We start from the raw sequence: 21,906 nt of genomic DNA, 5'->3' as shown, positions 1-21,906 counted from the left end.
TCAGTCTTCCTTGTCTTTGAGTAAACGGCCGGTGGTGGCATCGATGCCCAGTTCGCGGACCACGCCCTCAGGGGTCAGCAGCTCGACTTCATAAATGTAGACGTCGTGTTTTTCTTCGAGCTCGGCTTCCAGCAGCTTCGCACCGGGGTAGTGACCCATCGCCTGCTGCAGCAGTTGCTCCAGCGGCAGGATCACGCCCTGTTGACGCAGGCTCAGGGCCTCATCCTGATCCAGGTCGCGGGCCAACACTGCCGAGCAAAATGCCAGAAGCAACAGCGCCATCCGGCTACCGGTGCATCGCTTGAATAAAAACACCTTCATTACGAATCCTGATGATCCTTGAGAACCTGCCCGCTGACAGCGTCTAATTCCACATCCCAGTCGATGCCCTGAGGATCGCGCAGCTCGACCTTGTACAGGTATTTGCCATAACGCTGTTCCAGCTCGGTTTCATTGACGGTGGAACCCGGATGCCTGGCCACCGCGTTGGCATTGAGTGTCTCGAACGACACAATGGTACCAGCGTCGCGCAATCTCAGCGCTTCATCCGGGCCAAGTTCCCGGGCGTGGGCGAGGCTTGCGGTCATGCCGAGGATCGACGCGGTGAACAGGGTGGTCAGGGTTTTCATGGGTGTCTCCGTATTTCTTCAGGTGCTGCCTGTGGGCGCCACCTTAACCGGATGAACTTAATTGAAACTGAATTGCCATCATTGGCAACACCGCCCTCCTTTGTGGGAGCGAGCTTGCTCGCGATAGCGGCGGCACATCCAACAATGATGTGACTGCAACACCGCTATCGCGAGCAGGCTCGCTCCTACAGTGATCGTGTTTATAATTTCTGTCGGCCCGACATCGAGACTTTAATGACCGCCATCCACATCAAGTTCCCCTCCCTGACCCTCAAGGCCGGTCCAGGTGCCTTTGCGCGCATTCGTGACAGCGGCTTGAACGCCGCCGACGTCGGCACCTTGCCTGGCGCGGCTGGCGGTCCGAAGGCGCTGGGGATTCAGGGTCTGGACCTGGCGCTGTTCGGCGAGTGGCTGCCGGCGGCACCGCGGGAACGCTCGCTGATTGGCGCATCGGTGGGTTCCTGGCGCTTCGCCAGCGCCTGCCTGCCGGACGCCACCGAGGGCATCCGGCGTCTCGGGCAGCTCTACACCGAGCAACACTTTGCCAAGGGCGTGACCATGGCGCAGATCAGCCAGAGCTCACAGCGCATGCTCAATGACCTGCTCGACGGTCGCGATGCCTCGATCCTCGACAACAACCATTACCGCCTGAACATCATGGTGGTCAAAAGCCACGGCCTGCTGGCCGACGATCATCGCGGCCGCCTCGGGCTGGGCCTGTCATCGGTCATCGCCGACAACCTGCGCGGCCGGGCGCGGCTGGCACGACACTTCGAACGCCTGATCATCCACGACCCGCGCCTGGCGCCGCCAGTCAATGCCTTGAATGACTTCCCGTCGCGCTTCGTCGCCCTCAATGCCGGCAACTTGCGCCAGGCCCTGCTGGCCTCGGGCTCGATCCCGATGGTGATGCAAGGCGTGCGCGACCTGCCGGGTGCCGGCGCCGGGACCTTCCGCGACGGCGGTCTGCTGGATTACCACCTGGACCTGCCCTACAGCGGCAACGACATCGTGCTTTACCCGCATTTCACCGACCGGGTGATTCCCGGCTGGTTCGACAAGACCCTGCCGTGGCGCCGCGCCTGCCCGGCTCGCTTGCAGAACGTGCTGTTGCTGGCGCCGTCGAAGGAATACCTGGCGCGCCTGCCCTACGGCAAACTGCCGGACCGTAACGACTTCAAGCGTTTCATGGGCGACGCCCCGAGCCGGCAGAAATACTGGCGCACGACCATGGATGAAAGCCGCCGCCTGGGCGACGAGTTCCTCGAACTGGCCGCCAACGGTCGCCTGGGCGAGCGCTTGCTGACCCTTTAGTCAGGACAAACTGGTAAACTCGCTACCTGCCCGAATCGCTGCGGCGAACGCCACCTGAACAGAGCTGAAGATACTGTGGAAATTTTCAAAGAGTTTACCTTCGAATCCGCCCACCGCCTGCCCCACGTACCGGACGGCCACAAGTGCGGGCGCCTGCACGGTCACTCGTTCAAAGTGGCAATCCACCTGAGCGGCGACCTCGACCCGCACACCGGCTGGATCCGCGACTTCTCGGAAATCAAAGAGATCTTCAAGCCGTTGTACGAGCGTCTGGACCACAACTACCTGAACGACATTCCTGGCCTGGAAAACCCGACCAGCGAAGTGCTGGCCAAGTTTATCTGGCAGGAGTTGAAGCCTCTGCTGCCGGAACTCAGCGCGATCCGTATCCACGAGACCTGCACCAGCGGTTGCATCTATCGCGGCGAATAAGCCGGCAGACAAATGCAGAACCCTGTGGGAGCGAGCTTGCTCGCGATGACGGCGCCACATTCAACATCGATGTGACTGACACAACGCCATCGCGAGCAAGCTCGCTCCCACAATGGAACAGCGTTTTGTCAGAGAAAAAGAAAACAGCCTTCATCGGCTGTTTTTTTATGCCTATGCTTTTTGCCTCGCACCCGCCAAGAGGACACACCTATGACTGACTGGCCACTGCCCCAGACCTACCGCTTCAAAGGGCACTCCGTGCGCTACGCCGTGCGCGGCGACGGCCCGCCGCTGGTGTTCGTGCATGGCACGCCCTTCTCCTCTTATGTCTGGCACCGGATTGCCCCGCACTTCATCACCACGCACCGGGTGCACTATTTCGATTTGCTGGGCTACGGGCAATCCGAGAAAGTTGATGGTGACGTGTCCCTGGGTGTGCAGAACGAATTGCTGACGCAGTTGCTGGATCATTGGGGCCTGGATCGCCCCGACGTGGTGGCCCATGACTTTGGCGGTGCCACGGCCCTGCGCGCGCACCTGCTCAACGGCAAGGATTACCGCAGCCTGACACTGATCGACCCGGTGGCGCTCACGCCCTGGGGTTCGCCGTTCGTGCAGCATGTGCGCCAGCATGAAGCCGCCTTCAGCGGACTGCCCGATTACATCCAGCAAGCGATCGTGCCGGCTTACATCCGCGGGGCGATCAAGCGGAAAATCCCGGACCACGAACTCGCCCCCTATGTTCAGCCGTGGCTGGGAGAGCCGGGGCAAGCGGCGTTCTACCGGCAGATCGCGCAGATGAACGAGCGTTATACCTGCGAGGCTGAGGGCCTGTACTCGACGATTCGCTGCCCGGTGCAGATTCTCTGGGGTGAAGATGACCAGTGGATTCCCATCGAACGCGGGCGGGCCTTGCAGCAGATGATTCCCGGATCGCGGTTTTATCCGATTCCCAACGCCGGTCATCTGGTTCAGGAAGACGCGCCCGAAGCGGTAGTCGCGGCGCTGCTGCGGTTTTTGCCCCTGCAGTAATCCTCCAGAACAAACCCGCTCCCACATTTGAACGGTGGTGATCAATGTCACTGGCGGGAATCGCCGCTGGCGAGCTAACGTAAGAGCATTGCCTAAACGATTCGCCAAAAGGATCTGCCCGATGCACATCATCAATGCCCGTCTGCGCAACCAGGAAGGCCTGCATGAGTTGAACCTGGAAAACGGCCTGATCAGCAGCATCGGCCGCCAGATCGAAGCCCCGACCCTAGGTCCTGACGATCTGGATGCCGGGGGCAACCTGGTGGTACCGCCTTTTGTCGAGCCGCACATCCACCTCGACGCAACCCTGACCGCCGGCGAGCCGCGCTGGAACATGAGCGGCACGCTGTTCGAAGGCATCGAGTGCTGGGGCGAACGCAAGGCGACCATCACCCAGGAAGACACCAAGGCCCGGGCAAAGAAAACCATCCAGACCCTCGCCGCCCACGGCATCCAGCATGTGCGCACCCACGTCGACGTCACCGACCCGCAACTGACCGCGCTCAAGGCGATGCTCGAAGTACGCGAGGAAAGCCGGCACCTGGTCGACCTGCAAATCGTCGCATTCCCTCAGGAAGGCATCGAGTCCTACCGCAATGGTCGCGAATTGATGGAAGAAGCGATCCGCATGGGCGCCGACGTGGTAGGTGGCATTCCGCATTTCGAATACACCCGCGATCAGGGCGTCAGCTCGGTGAAGTTTCTCATGGACCTGGCCGAACGCAGCGGTTGCCTGGTGGATGTGCATTGCGACGAAACCGACGACCCGCATTCACGCTTTCTCGAAGTGCTCGCCGAAGAGGCCCGCAGCCGCGACATGGGTTCGCGGGTCACGGCCAGCCACACCACAGCCATGGGCTCCTACGACAACGCCTACTGCGCCAAACTGTTTCGCTTGCTCGGGCATTCGGGGATCAGCTTTGTCTCCTGCCCCACCGAAAGCATCCACCTGCAAGGTCGCTTCGACAGTTTCCCGAAACGCCGGGGCGTGACCCGGGTCAACGAGTTGCTGGAAGCAGGCATGAACGTGTGCTTCGGCCAGGACTCCATCGTCGATCCGTGGTACCCGCTGGGCAACGGCAACATTCTGCGGGTGCTCGAAGCCGGCCTGCACATCTGCCACATGCTCGGTTATCGCAACCTGCAAAGTGCGCTGGACCTGGTGACGGACAATAGCGCCCGAGCCATGAACCTCGGCGATCGCTATGGCCTGGAGCGCGGGCGGCCGGCGAACCTGCTGATTCTGTCGGCGGAGAGTGATTACGAAATGATCCGCAGCCAGGGGTTGCCGCTGTACTCGGTGCGCGATGGCAAGGTCTTGATGAAGCGGACGATGCCGGTGGTGGAGTTCAGTGGGCTGGGCTGAAACTTGCGCTGACTGGACTGGCCCCATCGCGAGCAGGCTCGCTCCTACAGGTTTTGTGAACGACATAAAACCACTGTGGGAGCGAGCTTGCTCGCGATGGCAATCTAACAATCAATCGATCATTCGAGCCGTACCAAACAGACTGACCCGACTCAACTCCCCCAACTCTTCCGCCAGCAAGATCGGCGCCGTGCCACCCGGCATCGTCACCTTCACCTCCCCGGCGCTGACCCAACCTGCCCGCCAGGCCGCACAGGCCACCGCGCTGGCGCTGGTCCCCGACGACGCCGTCGGCCCCTCGCCCCGCTCGAATACCCGCGCGGCGATGTGTCCTTCGGATACGCGCATTGCCCATTGCAGGTTGATTCCCGCCGGACAAGGCTTGCCTGCACCGACCGGCATGGCGTAGGCGATTCGCGTCAGCCCCTCACCCAGCGCCGGCTCGCGCATCTGCTCGTTGCTCGGCAGGTCCTCGGCACTTTCCACCAGCGTCACGCAATGGGGATTGCCGACCCGCGCGAACTGGCTGTGCGACCACGCACTATTGAGTGCCGACAATTGTTCAACGTGGCTGAGTTCGCGACCATTGAACATCGCCGCTTCAACCCCGTGAGCACTGACCGCCGACGGCCCGAATCCCGGCTGGCCCAGATCGAGCCAAAAACCCTTCACACCCTCGACCTCTGCGGCTTTCACTGAAGTCTGCCCCGGCGAAGGCGAATCAGCCTTGTCGTGGTGAACCCTGAGCAGACAGGCTTCGTTCTGCGGCAACAGCCCTTGATCACTGAGGGCCTGGGAAAAGATCGTCAGCCCGTTGCCACTGCGCTCGGCCAGGGTACCGTCGGTGTTGACGATCAACAGATCAAAGGGAGGCGACGACTGAAACGGTCCGACCAGCAAACCGTCGCTGCGATGATCCTTGCTGCCGGACGGTTGAGTGCCTGGAGCCCAACAGCAGCAAGCCTCGATCGCGGCTGGCGCCCAGGCTTCAAGGGTTTGCGCTGCCTGGCTGGCCTGGTCGGGCAGGTCGATGCCCTGACGGCGCAGCTCTTCGGGCGTTACCACGATGTAAATGTTGCCCCGTGCATCGTACCTCTGAGCCATGGCGCCCTCCGTGTGTCATTGGAATGGCTCAACATATCGCGAAAAACACCGACGCTGTGCAACCATATCGCCCTGTTTGACCGTAAAACTCTCCGGGCACTGATCGAACCCTCACAGGCCGATCACTGTCCGTTGAGGACGCAACGCTTTTTGCCAAGGATTGTCATGACCAGCCTCAACAGCCAAACCACCTTCATACCCGGGCGCCTGGAACAGATGTCCACGCGCATCGCCTTTTTCATCGCCGGGGTCGGCATCGCCGCGTGGGCACCGCTGGTGCCCTATGCCAAGGCCCGGGCCGGACTGGATGAAGGCACCCTGGGATTGTTGCTGCTGTGCCTGGGGGTAGGTTCGATCCTGGCGATGCCGCTGGCCGGGATCCTGTCCACACGTTTCGGCTGCCGGCGGGTGACGGCCGGCGGGACCCTGCTGATCTGTGCCGCCCTGCCGCTGCTGGCGACGGTGTCGTCGATTCCGGCGCTGATCACCGCATTGTTCATGTTCGGCGCGGGGCTCGGCACCGTGGATTCGACGGTCAACCTGCAAGCGGTGATCGTCGAGCGCGCCAGCGGCAAAAACATGATGTCGGGGTTCCATGGCCTGTTCAGCTTGGGCGGGATTGTCGGCGCGGCAGGCGTCAGCGGATTGCTTGGCCTGGGGATCTCCCCTCTGGGGGCCACGCTGGTGGTGATCGTGTTGCTGCTGATCGCGCTGGCCAAGGCCGTGCCGCATCTGTTGCCCTACGGCAGTGAGAGTTCGGGGCCGGCGTTTGCCGTGCCCCATGGCATCGTCCTGTTCATTGGCGGCATGTGCTTCATCGTGTTCCTCGCCGAAGGCGCTGCGCTGGACTGGAGCGCGGTGTTCCTGACACAGGAACGCGGCATCGACACCGCGTATGCGGGGCTCGGTTATGCGGCGTTTGCCTTGACCATGACGGCCGGGCGTTTGACCGGTGACAAAATCGTACGACGGTTGGGCGCGACGCGGGTGATTGTGTCCGGCGGGCTGACCGCCGCCGCAGGTTTGTTTCTGGCGACGTTCGCACCGAGCTGGGAGGCGGCGCTGGTGGGTTATGCGTTGCTGGGTGCCGGTTGCTCGAACATTGTGCCGATACTGTACACCGCAGTCGGCAAGCAGACGGTCATGCCCGAAAGCATCGCCGTGCCGGCCATTACCACCCTGGGTTATGCGGGCATCCTGGCAGGCCCCGCCGTCATCGGCTTCGTCGCCCATGGCAGCAGCTTGAGTTTCGCCTTTGCCCTGATGGCGGTGTTGCTGGTGGCGGTTGCCGTTGGCGGGAGAGTGTTGAAGGTCTGAAAAGCATCGCGAGCAAGCTCGCTCCCACAGGGATCACACGGAACCTGTGGGAGCGAGCTTGCTCGCGATGAATTCACCTCGGTCTATCAGAACCCGACACTGGCCTGCACAAAGAACGTGCGCGGCGCACCGACGTACATGCCCGAGTTGTTGTCGCTGGAACGGGTGAAATACTGCTTGTCGAAGATGTTCTTCACCCCCGCCCCCAGTTTCAGGTTCGACACCTGCGGACCGAAATCATAGCCGGCACGTGCGTTCCAGAGTACGTAACCCGGGATATCACCGAACTGGCCATCAGCGGTGCCTTCAGTGATGTAGTCGCCGTTGAAGCTGCCATCGGCGTTCACGCCGGTGCCCGGCGAACGCTGCTTGGACTGGGCGAACGCATCGAGATTGTAAGTCCAGCGGTTGACGTCGTAACGCAGGCCGGCGGTGGCCACCTGGCGGGAGTAGAACGGTAGGTCACGGCCCTTGAAGCCCGGGATCTCACCTTCGTAGGTGGCGCGGGTGTAGGTGAAACCGGCGTTGGCGGTCAGGCCGTCCAGCATCGGGTTCAGCGCGGCCATGTCGTAGTGCACCGAGGCTTCGATACCCTGGTGCTTGGTCGCGCCGAGGTTGGTCCAGCCCACGTCATTGCTGATGTATTGCAGTTCGTCGTCGAAGTCGATGTAGAACAGCGTCACTTCACCGCCCCACACGTCATCGTTGTAGCGCGTACCGATTTCGTAGGTCTTGGCCTTTTCCGGCTCCAGGCCGTTGGCGGGCTCATTACCGATACCGCCCTGCCCCAGCTGGAAATACTGCAGCGCGCCGAACGAGGTTTCGTAGTTGGCGAACAACTTCCAGGCATCGGACATGTGATACATCACGCTCAGGGCCGGCAGCGGCTCATTGCTCTCGATGCTGCGTTTTTTCTCCGGCACCCGTTTACCGGCGTTATCGAGTACCGGGCGGTCGTGCCAATCGGTGCTGATGTGCTCGAAGCGAATGCCTGGCGTGACAGTCCAGTTGCCAACGTCAATCTTGTTGTCGACGTAGACCGAATTGGCCTCGGTTCCACCGGTACGGTCCTGATAGACATGGCCGTCCGCCCCCGGACGCACGACCGGCTCATTGTTGACCAGCGCCACACGGCTGGCCTCTTCGTGCATGGCCTCTTTCAGGTAGCGATAACCGACGCTGACTTCCTGGGTGGTAGGGCCCACATCGAAGACGTGAGACACCCGTGGCTCGATACCGTAGGTGTAGTAGGTGCGCGGGTAGGAGTTGAGTGTCTTCAGGTCACGGGAGGCGATGTTGCTGCCACGGAAACTGTCGGTGTAGTAGGTCAGCACTTCGGCCTGGGTGCGATCGTCGATCTGCCGCGCCCACTTGAACGACACATCCTTGCGCCGACCGCTGAAGCTGTCGTAGTCGCGCACGGACTGGAACGGGTCGGCGTCGTACTGCGCCTGGGTCAGGCCGCCGGGCATGTCGGCCTTGGCGTCGTAGTAGTGGAAGTTGAGGCTGAAATCGTCGACATCGGTCGGCGCCCAATGGGTCTTGAGGATCACGTCGTCGATGTCGTTACCGTTGTTGCTTTCACGGTAACCGTTGCCGTTCACGCCGGAATACAACAGCGCCACGCCCATGCCGTTGTCGGCGGTGCCGCCCATGAATGCCGTGTCGATGTGCTTCCAGCCACCGTGCTGTGAGGTTTCCAGGGTGGTGCCGATTTCCGCGGAGGCTTGCTCCGGGATCGCGCGGGTCACGAAGTTGATCACGCCGCCGACGTTTTGTGGTCCGTAGCGTACGGAACCGGCACCGCGCACCACGTCGATGCTGTCGAGGTTGCCAGAGGAAATCGGCGCCATGGATAGTTGCGGCTGACCGTAAGGAGCGAACGCCGCCGGGATGCCATCGATCAGCACGGTGGAGCGAGGCGACAGGCGCGAAGTCAGGCCGCGCACGCCGACGTTGAGGGAAATGTCGCTGCCACCGGTACCGTTGGCGTCCTGCACCTGCACGCCCGGAACACGTTTGAGTACGTCGCCGACGTTCATCGCGCCCTGCTCGACCATGGCTTCGCGGCGGATCACGGTTCGTGCCCCGGGGTGGTTCTGCACCACGGCGGCATCGGCGTCGCCGAGCCAGTTACCGACAACCTTGATGTCAGTCACGCCCAGTTCCAGTGGACCGCTGGCCGCCGATGCTGGTGCCGGCATCAGCGTCACCGAACCTTCATCGATCTGGTATTGCAGGCCGCTGCCTTGCAGCAACTGGCGCAGCGCGTCTTCCGGGGAAAGGTTGCCATCCACCGCCGGAGCCTGCTTGCCGGCGACCAGTTCAGGGCTGAAGAACACCTGAAGCGAGGTTTGCTGGCCCAACTGACTCAGGGCCTGTCCCAAGGGTTGCGCCGGGATGCGGATGGCATCGGCGGCAAAGGCCTGGGGCAGCGCAACGTTGACCGCCAGCGCGAGGGCCAGCGGTAACCAGGGGAGTTGGTTGTTTTTAGCGGTGGAGTTTTTCACGTCGAACGTAATCCTGTGGATCGCAAGAGTGTGCGCTTGTTAATGCAAACCAGTTGCAGTTGAACAGGAAGACGATGAACTCGAAAAAAACCTGAATTTTATTTTGAAATTATTTCCTGACTGCCATCGCCAAGGGTGCGCACGGCCACGGGGAGGATGCTCGGCAAGGCCTTGAGCAGCGCGTCGGTGTTGTCGGATTTGAACACGCTGGTCAGGCGCAGATCGCCCACCGCGGCACTGGCGACCTTGAGTGGCTTCTCGCGATAGCGCGAGACCTGCTCGGCGACATCGGCCAGGCTGGCATTGTTGAACACCAGTTTGCCGTTGCGCCAGGCGGTCATTTCCGCCGGGTTGACAGCATAGGCGGCGGCAACTTTGCCCTGGGTATCGACGTGGGTGCCAAGGCCTGCCGACAGATTGATGAAATCGTTATCGGCGGCGTCGCGACCTTGAACCTTGACGCTGCCCTGCTCCACCACCACCCGGGTTTCGCTGGCGGCATGACGTACGTCGAATCGAGTGCCGGTAACCGTGACCTTGCCGCTGCCCGCCGCGACCACGAAAGGCCGGCTGGTGTCATGCTCGACGCTGAACATCGCTTCGCCTTCGGTCAGCTCGACGTTGCGGCGATCCTTTTCAAAGCGCACCTGAATCCGGCTGCGGCTGTCCAGATCGACCACCGAGCCATCGGGCAACGCCACCTGGCGTCGCTCATTCAGGGCCGTTGAAAACTCGGCGGTATAAGGCGCCGGATGATTCAGGCCGCTGAACAAACCCAGGCCGAGCGCTACCGCCAACACGCTGGCAGCCACCGCGTAACGCAGCACGGGACGACGTTTTTTCAGGGCTGGCGGGGTTTCACACAAAGCACGCAAACGCGCCGCCGGTAGCAGGTCGGCGGCGCTCCACAAGCCCTGGAGCACTTCGAATTCGTTGCGGTGTTGGGGGTGCTGCTCCAGCCAGAGTTGAAACTGACGCCGCATTTCGACATCGGCAACAGGCTCCTGCAAACGCACAAACCACTGCGCCGCGTCATCGCGAACCGCTGTTTGCCCGCACGCACAATCACGAGTATCCATCATGGAAGTTCCTGTTTGGCTGGGGAGGAGAAGGCGCGGCCGGTCATGACTGCAATCCGTCCAGGCGATCGCGCAGATGCCGAAGCGTGCGGATCATATACTTTTCCACCATGTTCTTGGACAGCCCCAGGCGTTCGGCGATTTCGGCCTGGGTCAGGCCCTCGATTTTCTGCCAGACAAACACCTTGCGGCAGTTGACCGGCAGCTCGGTGAGCGCCCGTTCGATGGAATCAGCCAGCTGGATCGCGTGCATGAAATGCTCCGGGTCGCCGGTCGGCGACTCACTGAGATCGATCGCCTCTGACTCCATGGCGCCCCGCCGGTCCTCACGCCGATAACCATCCACGGCAATGTTGCGCGCGGTCTGGTGCAAATACGCCCGGGGCTGCTGCACCACCGCCGAATCGGACTCAAGCACCCGCACGAAGGTATCGTGGGCCAGGTCCTCGGCCTGCTGACGATTCCTCAGGCGACGGGTCCAGGTGCCAACCAACTCTTCGTAATGCTCGAAAAAGCCGTGTCTGCGGGGCAGCTTGAGGGTCATTGCGGTGTGCTGTGGAGACGGGGCGTGAATAGTAATGCTTCCTATTAACTTGAAGCAATGGTTTGCGTCCGCCACACAGGGCACTTTATCCCCTTGCCATTGTGCATTTCGTCAGGAAAGCTCAATTGCGGCACGGAACCAAAGAAATCTGGCAGGCATTCAAATGCAGCCATTGACTGGTTGTAACAAAGTGCAGAAATGCCCGTACCCGGCTTTCACCCAGGAATTCACACATGTTCAGCCCCAAAGCATCGCCCAAGAGAACACCGCTGGCCCGCCTCGCCCTGGCCATCACCCTGAGCACCCTCGGCCTGCCGTTCTGGACGGGTAATGCCCAGGCCCACGGCGGTCACGCCGAAATGGTGCCGCTGCAAGCGGGTCTTGAGGAATTTGGCGCCACGGTGAAATGGGACGATTACGCCAACCTGTTCACCATTGCCAAGGACGGGGTCTACCTCAAGGTCAAGCCCGACAGCAAAGTGGCGATGCTCAACGGCAAGCGTATCGAGCTGACGGTGCCGGTGGTGTTCAAGGACCATACGGCGTTCATGTCCAAGGACTTTATCAACCAGGTGTTCCAGTCCGGGCTGGACAAGACCTTCGTCGTCGAGACCCGCCCCAACCCGCTCAACCCCCTGAGCGCAGCTGAAATCACCACGGCAGTGGACATCGTCAAGAAATCGGAAAACTACAAGCCTGGCTTCCGCTTCACCGAAGTCTCGGTCAAGGAACCGCCGAAGGATCAGGTGTGGAACTTCGCTCTGACCGGGCAGAACGTCGCCCAGCCGCGCCAGGCGAGTATCGTGGTGCTCGACGGCAAGCACGTGATCGAAGCCCTGGTCGACCTCGACACGAAAGAACTCAAGTCCTGGAAGCCGATCGAAGGCGCCCACGGCATGGTGCTGCTGGACGATTTCGCAACGGTGCAGTCGGCTGTGGAAACCAGCCCGGAATACGCCCAGGCCCTGGCCAAGCGCGGCATTAACGACGTGAAAAAAGTCGTGGCCACACCGCTGACTGTCGGCTTCTTCGACGGCAAGGACGGCCTGGCGCAGGACAAGCGCCTGCTGAAAATCGTCAGCTACCTCAACACCGGTGACGGCAACTACTGGGCGCACCCGATTGAAGGCTTGGTGGCGATTGTCGACCTGGAACAGAAGAAGCTGATCAAGATCGAAGACGACGCGCTCATTCCGGTGCCGATGAATCCGACGCCGTATGACGGTCGCGGACGCCAGGGCGTCGCAGTCAAACCGCTGGAAATCATCGAGCCCGAGGGCAAGAACTACACCATCAGCGGCAACAGCATTCACTGGCAGAACTGGGACTTCCATGTTCGCCTCGATTCGCGGGTCGGGCCGATCCTGTCCACCGTCACCTACGACGACAAAGGCAAGAAACGCAAGATCATGTACGAAGGCTCGCTGGGCGGCATGATCGTGCCTTACGGCGACCCGGACGTCGGTTGGTACTTCAAGGCCTACCTCGACTCCGGCGACTACGGCATGGGCACCCTGACCTCGCCGATTGCCCGTGGCAAAGACGCCCCGCAAAACGCCGTGCTGCTGGACGCCACCATCGCCGACTACACCGGCGCACCGACCGCAATCCCGCGCGCCATGGCGGTGTTCGAACGCTACGCCGGCCCCGAATACAAACACCAGGAAATGGGCCAGCCCAACCTCAGCACCGAGCGCCGTGAGCTGGTGGTGCGCTGGATCAGCACCGTGGGCAACTACGACTACATCTTCGACTGGGTCTTCCAGCAGAACGGCACCATCGGCATCGACGCCGGCGCCACCGGTATTGAAGCGGTCAAGGGCGTGAAATCGAAAACCATGCACGAAGACACCGCCAGGGAAGACACGCGCTACGGCACCCTGCTCGACCACAACATCGTCGGCACCACGCACCAGCACATCTACAACTTCCGCCTCGATATGGACGTGGACGGCGAGCAAAATTCGCTGGTGGAAGTGAACCCGGTGGTGTTGCCCAACGACCGTGGCGGGCCGCGCACCAGCACCATGCAGACCGAGACCAAAGTGGTCGGCACCGAACAGCAAGCGGCGCAGAAGTTCGACCCGTCGACCGTGCGCCTGCTGACCAACTTCAGCAAGGAGAACAAGGTCGGCAACCCGGTTTCCTATCAGCTGATCCCTTATGCCGGCGGCACGCACCCGGTGGCCAAGGGCGCCAACTTCGGCAAGGACGAATGGCTCTACCACCGCCTGAGCTTCATGGACAAGCAGCTATGGGTGACGCAATACAACCCGGAGGAAAAGTACCCGGAAGGCAAATACCCGAACCGCTCGGACAAGGACTCGGGCCTGGGGCAGTTCACCCAGGACAACCACTCCATCGAGAACACCGACGACGTGGTCTGGCTGACCACCGGCACCACCCACATCGCCCGCGCCGAAGAGTGGCCGATCATGCCGACCGAGTGGGTACATGTGCTGTTGAAACCGTGGAATTTCTTCGATGAAACGCCGACCCTGAACCTCAACGCACCGAAGTAACCAGGTCGAACGCAATACCTGTGGGAGCGAGCTTGCTCGCGATGACGGAGTGTCAGTCGACTTAAATGTTAACTGACACTCCGCAATCGCGAGCAAGCTCGCTCCCACAGGGTCAAGCGGTGTTCATGCAACCATCAAGCATGCCGCTTGCGATACTCCCCCGGCGCAATGCCGAAGCGCGACTTGAACGCTGTCGAGAAGTAACTCGAATCGGAAAACCCCCACGAATACCCCAGCACCGACAACTTCTCCTCCTTGCCCGATTGGCGCAGGGATTCAGCGCACAGGTCCAGGCGGCGGTTCTTGATGTAGCGCGCCACCACCAGCCCTTTCTTGGCAAACATCCGGTACAGGCCACGGGTGGACATGCCGACTTCCCGCGCCAGCCATTCCGGGCACAGGTCTTCGGAGCGAATGTTTTCGTCGATGCAGGTGAGCGTCTTGCGAAAGATCCGCTCATGGGCATCGGTGCAATCGTCGGCCTGGCTGATCGCCGGGCGCAGCAGACTGACAATCGCCTCCAGGGTCGCTTCGCTTTCCTGCCGGGTCAGGTGCTGCTGGCGGGTGGCATCGAGGATCAGCCGGTGCGACAGCATCGCGATGGGCGAGGTTGCGGCAATCCGGTGGCCGCACCTGACCTGATTGAAGCGCAGGGTTTGCTCGACCAGTTGATACGGCAGGATCAACGACAACTGCCGGGAGTTTTCGCCGTAGGTGAAGTCGCTGGGCCGCGAAGCATCGATCAGCGTGATGTCGCCGGGGGACAGCAAGACCTTGTCGTCGCCTTGGGCCATGCCCGCCGTGCCGTCGAGTTGGAACACCGCAAAATACTTGCCGCCCTCGCCCGCCGCGACTTCCTGGGGCGTACGGTACAAACGCGCCTGGCACACGTCGACGAAACTGAGTTTGAGCGCATCGCTCTGGTATTCGCGGATACGTCCGGCAAACTCGCTGCCCAGGGGTTGTGCGTTGAAGGCGCCACAGATCTGGTTGATCTGATGGATCCACTGGTCGAACCCATCATGGCGCTGTGCTGTTGTAGAAATCATGTCAGGCCTCACGCAGGCTTATTTTTATTGTCTACGTCAATCCACACGACATCGGATGCTTCGAGTCTCCTTTACCGCACCACTCCCTGAACAATGACGTGCTATTTCAGTCCGCCAAAACGCCGATAGAAGCTTTCACCCACATCCGGCAACGGGCCGTCGGCCGTTTCCAGTGCGGCGTTCAGCCATTCTTCGGCCTTGGCGTAAATCAAACGGTAAATGTTGCGGCACAGCTGGCGGGCGGCGCGGCCTTCCCAATCGCCGGGCAGCAACTCGTCCGGCAGTTGCGGGTCGCGCAGCAGCAGCTTGCGGTACTCGTGGATCAACAGCACCCGCGCCAGGAAGCAGTCGGCCGGTTGCAGGTTTTCCTGCTCGCGCAGGGCTTGCCACAGCGGCCGGAACAGCTGGATGAACTCGCTGTAGTGCGCGGCCAGCTCCTCGATGTTCCAGCTCTCGCGCACCTGCAGGCGCAGGGCCTTGGAGGCCAGTACGTCCTGGGCGGTGGTTTCGAAGACAATGGTGTCTTCCTGCGCGCCGAGGTCGAGCAGGGTCGCGTTGACGTCGGAACGGTCGCTGCGCGGACAGGCCAGCACCACCGGCGAAATCGCGCCGAAACCCTGCCACTCCAGTTCTTCACGCACCTGTTTGCGTTTGTCCTGAGTCAGCTGCGAGAGCATCACCAGGCACCAGGAACCATCCCAGGCCGGCATCGTGGTGCTGTAGACCCGCTTGAAGGCCTTGTCGAAACGCCGGCGACCGGTGCCGGTCAGGCTGTAGTAACTGCGGCGACCGACCTTCTCGGCGGTCAGCCAGCCTTCCTTGGTCAGGCGAAAAATCGACGTACGGATCAGCCGCTCGTTGATGCCGATGGGCTCGAGCAATTGAATCAGGCTGCCCAGCCAGACGGTGCCGCCATGGGGTTCGATGGCATCCCCGTATAACGTGATGATCAAGGAACTGGCGCGGATCGGCGTCTGCTCCTGGAAGCGGGTAATCAGATGGTTCAAGGGAGTCAGGGACGACATGGGCGTTCCGTGTAAAAAAAGAAAAGGAATATACCGAAACTCTGCCTGTTAATCGCATCCACCTGTAGGAGCGAGCCTGCTCGCGAAAAACGTCCGGACAACACGGGCATTCAGACAGCCCGCGTCATCGTTGACGTCCATCGCGAGCAAGCTCGCTCCTACAAAGGGATTTGTATTCACTGGGAACTGCCCTTGGGCCGCAACCCCCTGTCGCTGATGCGCGGGCGATCAGCTTCCGGCTCGGCCAGCGGCTCGCAGACCTGCATCTGTTCCAGGCAACGCTTGGCCAATTCCTGATACTCACGTGTTCCCGCCTGCTTCCACGCCACTTCCTGATCGCTGAGGCTGCGCTTGACGCTGGCCGGTGCGCCCATGACCAGCGACTGCTCCGGGCATTCGAAGCCGGCCTTGACGAATGCCGCCGCCGAAACGAATGAACGCGGACCGATCCGGGCGTTGTCCATCACCACCGCATTCATGCCCACCAGCGCATCGGCGCCAATCCGGCAACCGTGCAGCACCGCACCGTGGCCGATGTGGCCATTGCGCTCGACCACGGTGTCGCTGTCGGGGAAACCGTGCATCACGCAGGTGTCCTGCAGGTTGGCGCCCTCTTCCAGCACGATCCGCCCGAAATCCCCGCGCAGGCTGGCCAGCGGGCCGACATAGCAATGGGGGCCGATGATCACGTCACCGATCAATACGGCGGACGGATGCACATAAGCGCTCGGATCAACCACCGGAGTCAGGCCATCAAGGCTGTAGCAGGTCATGGAAGCTTCCTTCACAAAGCGATGCAAATAATGACTCATTTTGTATCACATCACTTTTAACAGCACAAAGACTAAAAACCGTATCACTTGAAATACACCTTTCCGACGAATGCCAGCACGCCTCCAAAATCACCATAAAACCCAATGTTTTCTAGGCAGAACCCGCTATCAGCACTCCTTCAGCGGGAAGATGAAAAATCAAAACGCACATCAATAAGACACATTAAATCTATTTTCGTATTGCTTTTACGTATCACGTTATAGCTATACTTGGGCAAAACCGGCCCCTGCGGCCGATCCAATAACGAGCCGGCACCCCGCCGAGCGTGCACCGTGAGAGCATCCGCCATGCCTCTGACCCTTGCCGTCGAATTGATCGAGCCTGGCGTCCGCCTGATTACCCTGCAGCGCCCGCAAGCCCTGAACGCCCTGACCACCGAGTTGCTGGGCGAACTGGCCGCTGAACTGAACATCGCGCAAGCCGACCCCGACACCCGTGCCGTGGTGCTCACCGGCAGCCGCAAAGCCTTCGCCGCCGGTGCCGACATCAAGGAAATGGCCGAGCGCGATCTGGTCGGCATCCTCGACGACCCGCGCCAGGCCTCGTGGCAAGCCATTACTCGCTTCAGCAAACCGCTGATCGCCGCGGTCAACGGCTTTGCCCTCGGCGGTGGCTGCGAACTGGCGATGCACGCCGACATCATTATTGCCGGCGAAGACGCCCGCTTCGGCCAGCCGGAAATCAACCTCGGGATCATGCCCGGCGCCGGTGGTACCCAACGTCTGCTGCGCGCCGTCGGCAAATCCATGGCCATGCAAATGGTGCTGACGGGCGAGTCGATCGACGCCCGTCAGGCCCAGCGCGTCGGTCTGGTCAGCGAAGTGACCCAGCCGGAATTTACCGTCGAGCGCGCCCTGCACATCGCTCGCAGCATTGCGGCCAAGGCGCCACTGGCGGTGCGCCTGGCCAAGGAAGCGCTGCTCAAGGCCATGGACACCGACCTGGCCAGCGGCCTGCGTTTCGAGCGTCACGCCTTCACCGTGCTGGCCGGCACCCGCGACCGCGACGAGGGCATTGCGGCCTTCCAGGAAAAGCGCAACCCGATTTTCACCGGGCAATAAAGCGGCCACTGACATCCGAATTCGAACGACTGCCAAGAGAACGCCAAGACCATGAACTTCGAACACATCCTGTTTTCCATCGACGCCGGCGTCGCCCTGCTCAGCCTCAATCGGCCGGACCAGCTCAACAGCTTCAACACCCAGATGCATGGCGAAGTGAAGGAAGCACTCAAGCAAGTGCGGCAGAACCCGGACGTGCGCGTGCTGCTGCTGACCGGTGAAGGTCGCGGCTTCTGCGCCGGGCAGGACCTGAGCGACCGCAATGTCGCGCCGGGAAGCGCCGTACCGGATCTGGGCGAGTCCATCGAGAAGTTCTACAACCCGCTGATCCGCCAGTTGCGCGACCTGCCGATGCCGGTGATCTGCGCGGTCAACGGTGTGGCCGCCGGGGCTGGCGCCAACATTCCGCTGGCCTGTGACCTGGTACTGGCGGCGCGTTCGGCCAGTTTCATCCAGGCGTTCTGCAAGATTGGCCTGATCCCTGATTCAGGCGGCACCTGGACCCTGCCGCGTCTTGTGGGCATGGCCCGGGCCAAGGCTTTGGCACTACTGGGCAACCGCCTTAGCGCCGAACAAGCCGAGCAATGGGGCTTGATTTACCAGTGTGTGGAAGACGCCGAACTGCGCGATGAAGCCCTGAAGCTGGCCCGCCACCTCGCCACACAACCGACCTACGGTCTGGCGCTGATCAAACGCAGCCTGAACGCCAGCATGAGCAACAGTTTTGACGAACAGCTCGAGCTGGAGAAAGACCTGCAACGTCTGGCCGGGCGCAGCGAGGACTACCGCGAAGGCGTCGGCGCCTTCATGGAAAAACGCACCCCAAGCTTCAAGGGACGCTGAGCCATGACCGCATTGAACACATCTGCACGCATCGCAGTGATCGGCGCCGGGGCCATGGGTGCCGGTATCGCCCAGGTCGCGGCCCAGGCCGGCCATCCGGTCTTGCTGCTGGACAATCGTCCCGGTGCAGCCGCCCAAGCGATTGAAGGCATCGACCGACAACTGGGCAAGCGAGTCGAGAACGGCAAGCTGTCGGCCGAGTCGCGCAGCGCCACCGTTGCGCGCCTGCAAGCGGTGGAAGTCATCGAAACCCTGGCCGACTGCGATCTGATCATCGAAGCCATCGTCGAGAACCTTGAGGTCAAACGCGCGCTGTTCCGTCAGCTGGAAGGCATCTGCGGCGAGCATTGCATCCTCGCCAGCAACACTTCGTCGCTGTCGATCACCAGCATCGCCGCACAGCTTGATCATCCACAACGCCTGCTCGGCCTGCACTTCTTCAACCCGGCACCGGTGATGGCGCTGGTGGAAGTCGTCTGCGGCCTGGCCAGCGATCCGGCACTCGCAGAGTGCCTGTACGACACCGCCAAAGCCTGGGGCAAAAAACCGGTGCACACCCGCTCCACACCGGGCTTCATCGTCAACCGCGTGGCCCGGCCGTTCTATGCCGAAAGCCTGCGGATGCTGCAGGAAGGCGCGGCCGACTGCCCAACCCTGGATGCGTTGATGCGCGAGGCCGGCGGCTTTGCCATGGGCGCGTTCGAACTGACCGACTTGATCGGCCATGACGTCAACTACGCCGTGACCTGCTCGGTGTTCGACGCTTATTACCAGGACACACGCTTCCTGCCGTCGCTGATCCAGAAAGAACTGGTGGATGGCGGGCGTCTGGGACGTAAAAGCGGACAGGGTTTCTACAGCTACGCCCAAGGCGCCGAACGTCCGCAAGCAGGTGAAATCAGCAGCAGCGCGAGCGTCGAGACTTGTATCGCCGAAGGTGACCTTGGCATTGCCCAGGGTTTGCTGGCGCGCTTGAGCGAGCAAGGTGTCGAAGTCATCCGGCGCGACGGCCGCGGATTGCTGCGAGTGGGTGACGCGGTGCTGGCCCTGAGCGATGGCCGCATGGCCTGCCAGCGTGCCCGGGAAGACGGGCTGCGCAACCTGATCCTGCTGGATCTGGCGTTCGATTACGGCAACGCCAAACGCATCGCTATCAGCCATGCGGCAGGCATTGATCCGCTGGCCCTCGAACAAGGCGTTGCCCTGCTGCAACGGGCCGGCCTCATGGTCAGCCTGCTCAGCGACAGCCCGGCCCTCGCCGTCCTGCGCACTGTGGCCATGCTCGCCAACGAAGCCGCCGACGCCCTGCTGCAAGGCGTGGCCTCGGCCGCCGACATCGATCTGGCCATGCGCGCCGGGGTCAATTATCCACAGGGGCCGCTGGCCTGGGCCGATGCCATTGGCCTGTCGCACATTCTTGAAACGCTGGAAAACCTGCAAGCCAGTTATGGCGAAGAACGCTACCGGCCGTCGCTGTTGCTGCGTCGCCGCGTCGCCGAAGGGAGAACATTCCATGACTAACCATGAAGCCATGACCCTGGCCAGTGAATGCGCGCAATCGCTGTTCCAGCGCGACACCGCCAGCCAGGCCATGGGCATGCGCCTGCTTTCGGCCGGCCCCGGTTGCGCGCGAGTGGGCATGACGGTGCGGGCCGACATGATCCAGGGTCACGGCACCTGCCACGGCGGCTACCTGTTCGCCCTCGCCGATTCGGCATTCGCCTTTGCCTGCAACAGCTACAACGAAGCCACCGTGGCCATCGGTTGCAGCATCGACTACATCGCCCCGGCGCGCCTGGGTGACACGCTGAACGCCGACTGCATCGAGCAGAGCCGTTCGGGTCGCACCGGCAACTACGACGTGCGCATCGAAAACCAGCAGGGCCAGTTGATCGCCCTGTTCCATGGCAAATCCTACAAAGTGCGCGGCCCGGTGCTGACGCAGGAGAACCCGAATGAATGACGCCCTGATCATCGACGCAGTCCGGACCCCGATTGGCCGTTACGCCGGTGTCCTGAGCAGCGTGCGCGCCGACGACCTCGGCGCAGTGCCGCTGCGCGAGCTGCTGCGCCGCCACCCGCAAGTGGACTGGAACACGGTTGACGACGTGATCTACGGCTGCGCCAACCAGGCCGGCGAAGACAACCGCAACGTCGCGCGCATGTCGGCACTGCTGGCCGGGTTGCCGGTCAGCGTGCCGGGCACCACCCTCAATCGCCTGTGCGGCTCCGGGCTCGATGCCATCGGCACCGCCGCCCGCGCCATTCGCAGTGGCGAAACCGGGCTGATGCTGGTCGGTGGCGTCGAGTCCATGTCCCGCGCGCCACTGGTGATGGGCAAGGCCGAGCAGGCGTTTTCACGTACAGCCGAAGTCTTCGACACCACTATCGGCTGGCGCTTCGTCAATCCGCTGATGAAAAAGACCTACGGCATCGATTCCATGCCGGAAACGGCAGAGAATGTCGCCGAACAGTTCAACATCTCCCGCGCCGACCAGGACGCCTTCGCCCTGCGCAGCCAGCAACGCGCTGCCGCTGCCCAGGCCAGCGGGCGTCTGGCCAAAGAGATCGTCGCGGTGGAAATCCCCCAGCGCAAAGGCCCGGCCAAGTTGGTCGAGCACGACGAGCACCCACGCGGCGACACCACCCTTGAGCAGCTCGCCAAACTGGGTACGCCGTTCCGCGAAGGCGGCAGCATTACCGCCGGCAACGCCTCCGGGGTCAACGACGGTGCCTGCGCGCTGCTGCTGGCCAGCCCGGAAGCCGCCAAACGCCACGCCCTGACCGCCCGTGGCCGGGTCGTGGCCATGGCCACTGCGGGCGTCGAACCCCGGATCATGGGCATCGGCCCGGTGCCAGCGACCCGCAAGGTACTGGAACTGGCCAACCTGAGCCTGGCGGACATGGACGTGATCGAGCTCAACGAAGCCTTCGCCGCACAGGGTCTGGCGGTGCTGCGCGAACTGGGCCTGAGCGACACCGATCCACGGGTCAACCCCAACGGCGGCGCCATCGCCCTGGGCCACCCGCTGGGCATGAGCGGCGCACGCCTGGTCACCACCGCCCTGCATGAGCTTGAGGAACGGAATGGCCGCTACGCCCTGTGCACTATGTGCATCGGTGTCGGCCAGGGGATCGCGCTGATCATCGAGCGTCTATCCCACTAAAGAATCGCGATTCCCAAGGAGCCGAGAGGTATCCTTGGGGCATGCACTCAAAGCCCTTGTGCAAAAGGGCTGGAACAC

General features: G+C 62.0%; 20 protein-coding genes. 11 read left to right on the top strand and 9 right to left on the bottom strand.

Annotated features, from left to right (window positions below):
• Nucleotides 1–321: a PepSY domain-containing protein gene (locus tag AC1RS8_RS23085; protein WP_057714000.1), complete on the bottom strand. Its 321-nt coding sequence runs from the start codon at nucleotides 319–321 to the stop codon at nucleotides 1–3.
• Nucleotides 321–629 (bottom strand): PepSY domain-containing protein, encoded by a 309-nt coding sequence (locus AC1RS8_RS23080; RefSeq protein ID WP_057713999.1) that lies wholly within the window; start codon nucleotides 627–629, stop codon nucleotides 321–323. The genes AC1RS8_RS23085 and AC1RS8_RS23080 overlap by 1 nt, the downstream gene beginning before the upstream one ends.
• Before the next feature lie 234 nt (nucleotides 630–863).
• On the opposite strand from AC1RS8_RS23080, the gene AC1RS8_RS23075 reads away from it, so the two are divergent.
• The 4 genes from AC1RS8_RS23075 (at nucleotide 864) to codA (ending at nucleotide 4,773) form a co-directional block, all read left to right on the top strand.
• Nucleotides 864–1,943 (top strand): patatin-like phospholipase family protein, encoded by a 1,080-nt coding sequence (locus AC1RS8_RS23075; RefSeq protein ID WP_489338939.1) that lies wholly within the window; start codon nucleotides 864–866, stop codon nucleotides 1,941–1,943.
• 75 nt (nucleotides 1,944–2,018) lie between these two features.
• Entirely contained in the window at nucleotides 2,019–2,375 is a 357-nt protein-coding gene (gene queD, locus AC1RS8_RS23070) for a 6-carboxytetrahydropterin synthase QueD (RefSeq protein WP_008021670.1), read from the top strand.
• A 210-nt stretch (nucleotides 2,376–2,585) separates the two neighbouring features.
• On the top strand, nucleotides 2,586–3,407 hold the full coding sequence (locus tag AC1RS8_RS23065) for an alpha/beta fold hydrolase (RefSeq protein WP_429522293.1): 822 nt from the start codon (nucleotides 2,586–2,588) through the stop codon (nucleotides 3,405–3,407).
• Between the two features lie 121 nt (nucleotides 3,408–3,528).
• Entirely contained in the window at nucleotides 3,529–4,773 is a 1,245-nt protein-coding gene (gene codA / locus AC1RS8_RS23060) for a cytosine deaminase (RefSeq protein ID WP_090456830.1), read from the top strand.
• A 111-nt stretch (nucleotides 4,774–4,884) separates the two neighbouring features.
• On the opposite strand, the gene AC1RS8_RS23055 is transcribed toward codA, so the two are convergent.
• Entirely contained in the window at nucleotides 4,885–5,877 is a 993-nt protein-coding gene (locus AC1RS8_RS23055) for a diaminopimelate epimerase (RefSeq protein ID WP_489338940.1), read from the bottom strand.
• A 165-nt stretch (nucleotides 5,878–6,042) separates the two neighbouring features.
• On the opposite strand from AC1RS8_RS23055, the gene AC1RS8_RS23050 reads away from it, so the two are divergent.
• Entirely contained in the window at nucleotides 6,043–7,194 is a 1,152-nt protein-coding gene (locus AC1RS8_RS23050) for an MFS transporter (RefSeq protein WP_489338941.1), read from the top strand.
• Between the two features lie 86 nt (nucleotides 7,195–7,280).
• Here the strand turns inward: AC1RS8_RS23050 and AC1RS8_RS23045 are convergent, their stop codons facing one another.
• The 3 genes from AC1RS8_RS23045 to AC1RS8_RS23035 all read right to left on the bottom strand — a co-directional run bounded on the left by AC1RS8_RS23045 (nucleotide 7,281) and on the right by AC1RS8_RS23035 (nucleotide 11,327).
• Entirely contained in the window at nucleotides 7,281–9,704 is a 2,424-nt protein-coding gene (locus AC1RS8_RS23045) for a TonB-dependent siderophore receptor (protein ID WP_489338942.1), read from the bottom strand.
• A gap of 98 nt (nucleotides 9,705–9,802) precedes the next feature.
• Nucleotides 9,803–10,786: a FecR family protein gene (locus AC1RS8_RS23040; protein ID WP_489338943.1), complete on the bottom strand. Its 984-nt coding sequence runs from the start codon at nucleotides 10,784–10,786 to the stop codon at nucleotides 9,803–9,805.
• Between the two features lie 40 nt (nucleotides 10,787–10,826).
• Nucleotides 10,827–11,327 (bottom strand): sigma-70 family RNA polymerase sigma factor, encoded by a 501-nt coding sequence (locus tag AC1RS8_RS23035; protein WP_057713991.1) that lies wholly within the window; start codon nucleotides 11,325–11,327, stop codon nucleotides 10,827–10,829.
• A gap of 233 nt (nucleotides 11,328–11,560) precedes the next feature.
• On the opposite strand from AC1RS8_RS23035, the gene tynA reads away from it, so the two are divergent.
• On the top strand, nucleotides 11,561–13,849 hold the full coding sequence (gene tynA, locus AC1RS8_RS23030) for a primary-amine oxidase (RefSeq protein ID WP_489338944.1): 2,289 nt from the start codon (nucleotides 11,561–11,563) through the stop codon (nucleotides 13,847–13,849).
• 134 nt (nucleotides 13,850–13,983) lie between these two features.
• Here tynA and feaR read toward each other — a convergent pair whose 3' ends face one another.
• The 3 genes from feaR to paaY form a co-directional block, all read right to left on the bottom strand.
• Nucleotides 13,984–14,898 carry a transcriptional regulator FeaR gene (feaR, locus tag AC1RS8_RS23025; protein ID WP_489338945.1) on the bottom strand — a complete coding sequence of 305 codons (915 nt, stop codon included), beginning with the start codon at nucleotides 14,896–14,898 and terminating at the stop codon, nucleotides 13,984–13,986.
• Between the two features lie 101 nt (nucleotides 14,899–14,999).
• Complete coding sequence (paaX, locus tag AC1RS8_RS23020; protein ID WP_007972019.1) at nucleotides 15,000–15,923, bottom strand: phenylacetic acid degradation operon negative regulatory protein PaaX; 924 nt, start codon at nucleotides 15,921–15,923, stop codon at nucleotides 15,000–15,002.
• A gap of 176 nt (nucleotides 15,924–16,099) precedes the next feature.
• Nucleotides 16,100–16,696 carry a phenylacetic acid degradation protein PaaY gene (gene paaY, locus AC1RS8_RS23015; RefSeq protein WP_489338946.1) on the bottom strand — a complete coding sequence of 199 codons (597 nt, stop codon included), beginning with the start codon at nucleotides 16,694–16,696 and terminating at the stop codon, nucleotides 16,100–16,102.
• Nucleotides 16,697–17,044: 348 nt separating this feature from the next.
• Here paaY and paaF point away from each other — a divergent pair, with 348 nt between their 5' ends.
• From paaF to pcaF, 5 genes are read left to right on the top strand one after another with little or no spacing between them, the layout of a single operon-like run.
• Nucleotides 17,045–17,818, top strand: a complete 774-nt coding sequence (gene paaF / locus AC1RS8_RS23010) for a 2,3-dehydroadipyl-CoA hydratase PaaF (protein ID WP_489338947.1) — start codon at nucleotides 17,045–17,047, stop codon at nucleotides 17,816–17,818.
• Between the two features lie 51 nt (nucleotides 17,819–17,869).
• The gene (gene paaG, locus AC1RS8_RS23005) at nucleotides 17,870–18,661 is read left to right on the top strand and encodes a 2-(1,2-epoxy-1,2-dihydrophenyl)acetyl-CoA isomerase PaaG (protein WP_489338948.1); all 792 of its coding nucleotides are present in this window, start codon (nucleotides 17,870–17,872) and stop codon (nucleotides 18,659–18,661) included.
• Nucleotides 18,662–18,664: 3 nt separating this feature from the next.
• Nucleotides 18,665–20,182, top strand: coding sequence for a 3-hydroxyacyl-CoA dehydrogenase PaaH (gene paaH / locus AC1RS8_RS23000; RefSeq protein ID WP_489338949.1), 1,518 nt, complete (start codon nucleotides 18,665–18,667; stop codon nucleotides 20,180–20,182).
• Nucleotides 20,175–20,624 (top strand): hydroxyphenylacetyl-CoA thioesterase PaaI, encoded by a 450-nt coding sequence (paaI, locus tag AC1RS8_RS22995; RefSeq protein WP_154861450.1) that lies wholly within the window; start codon nucleotides 20,175–20,177, stop codon nucleotides 20,622–20,624. Before paaH ends, paaI begins: the two co-directional genes overlap by 8 nt.
• Complete coding sequence (gene pcaF, locus AC1RS8_RS22990; protein WP_489338950.1) at nucleotides 20,617–21,828, top strand: 3-oxoadipyl-CoA thiolase; 1,212 nt, start codon at nucleotides 20,617–20,619, stop codon at nucleotides 21,826–21,828. The genes paaI and pcaF overlap by 8 nt, the downstream gene beginning before the upstream one ends.
• Nucleotides 21,829–21,906 lie beyond the last annotated feature (78 nt).

The sequence above is a fragment of the Pseudomonas sp. GW821-FHT12A04 genome (genome assembly GCF_058807755.1).
This window is presented reverse-complemented; position numbering and strand designations above follow the sequence as displayed.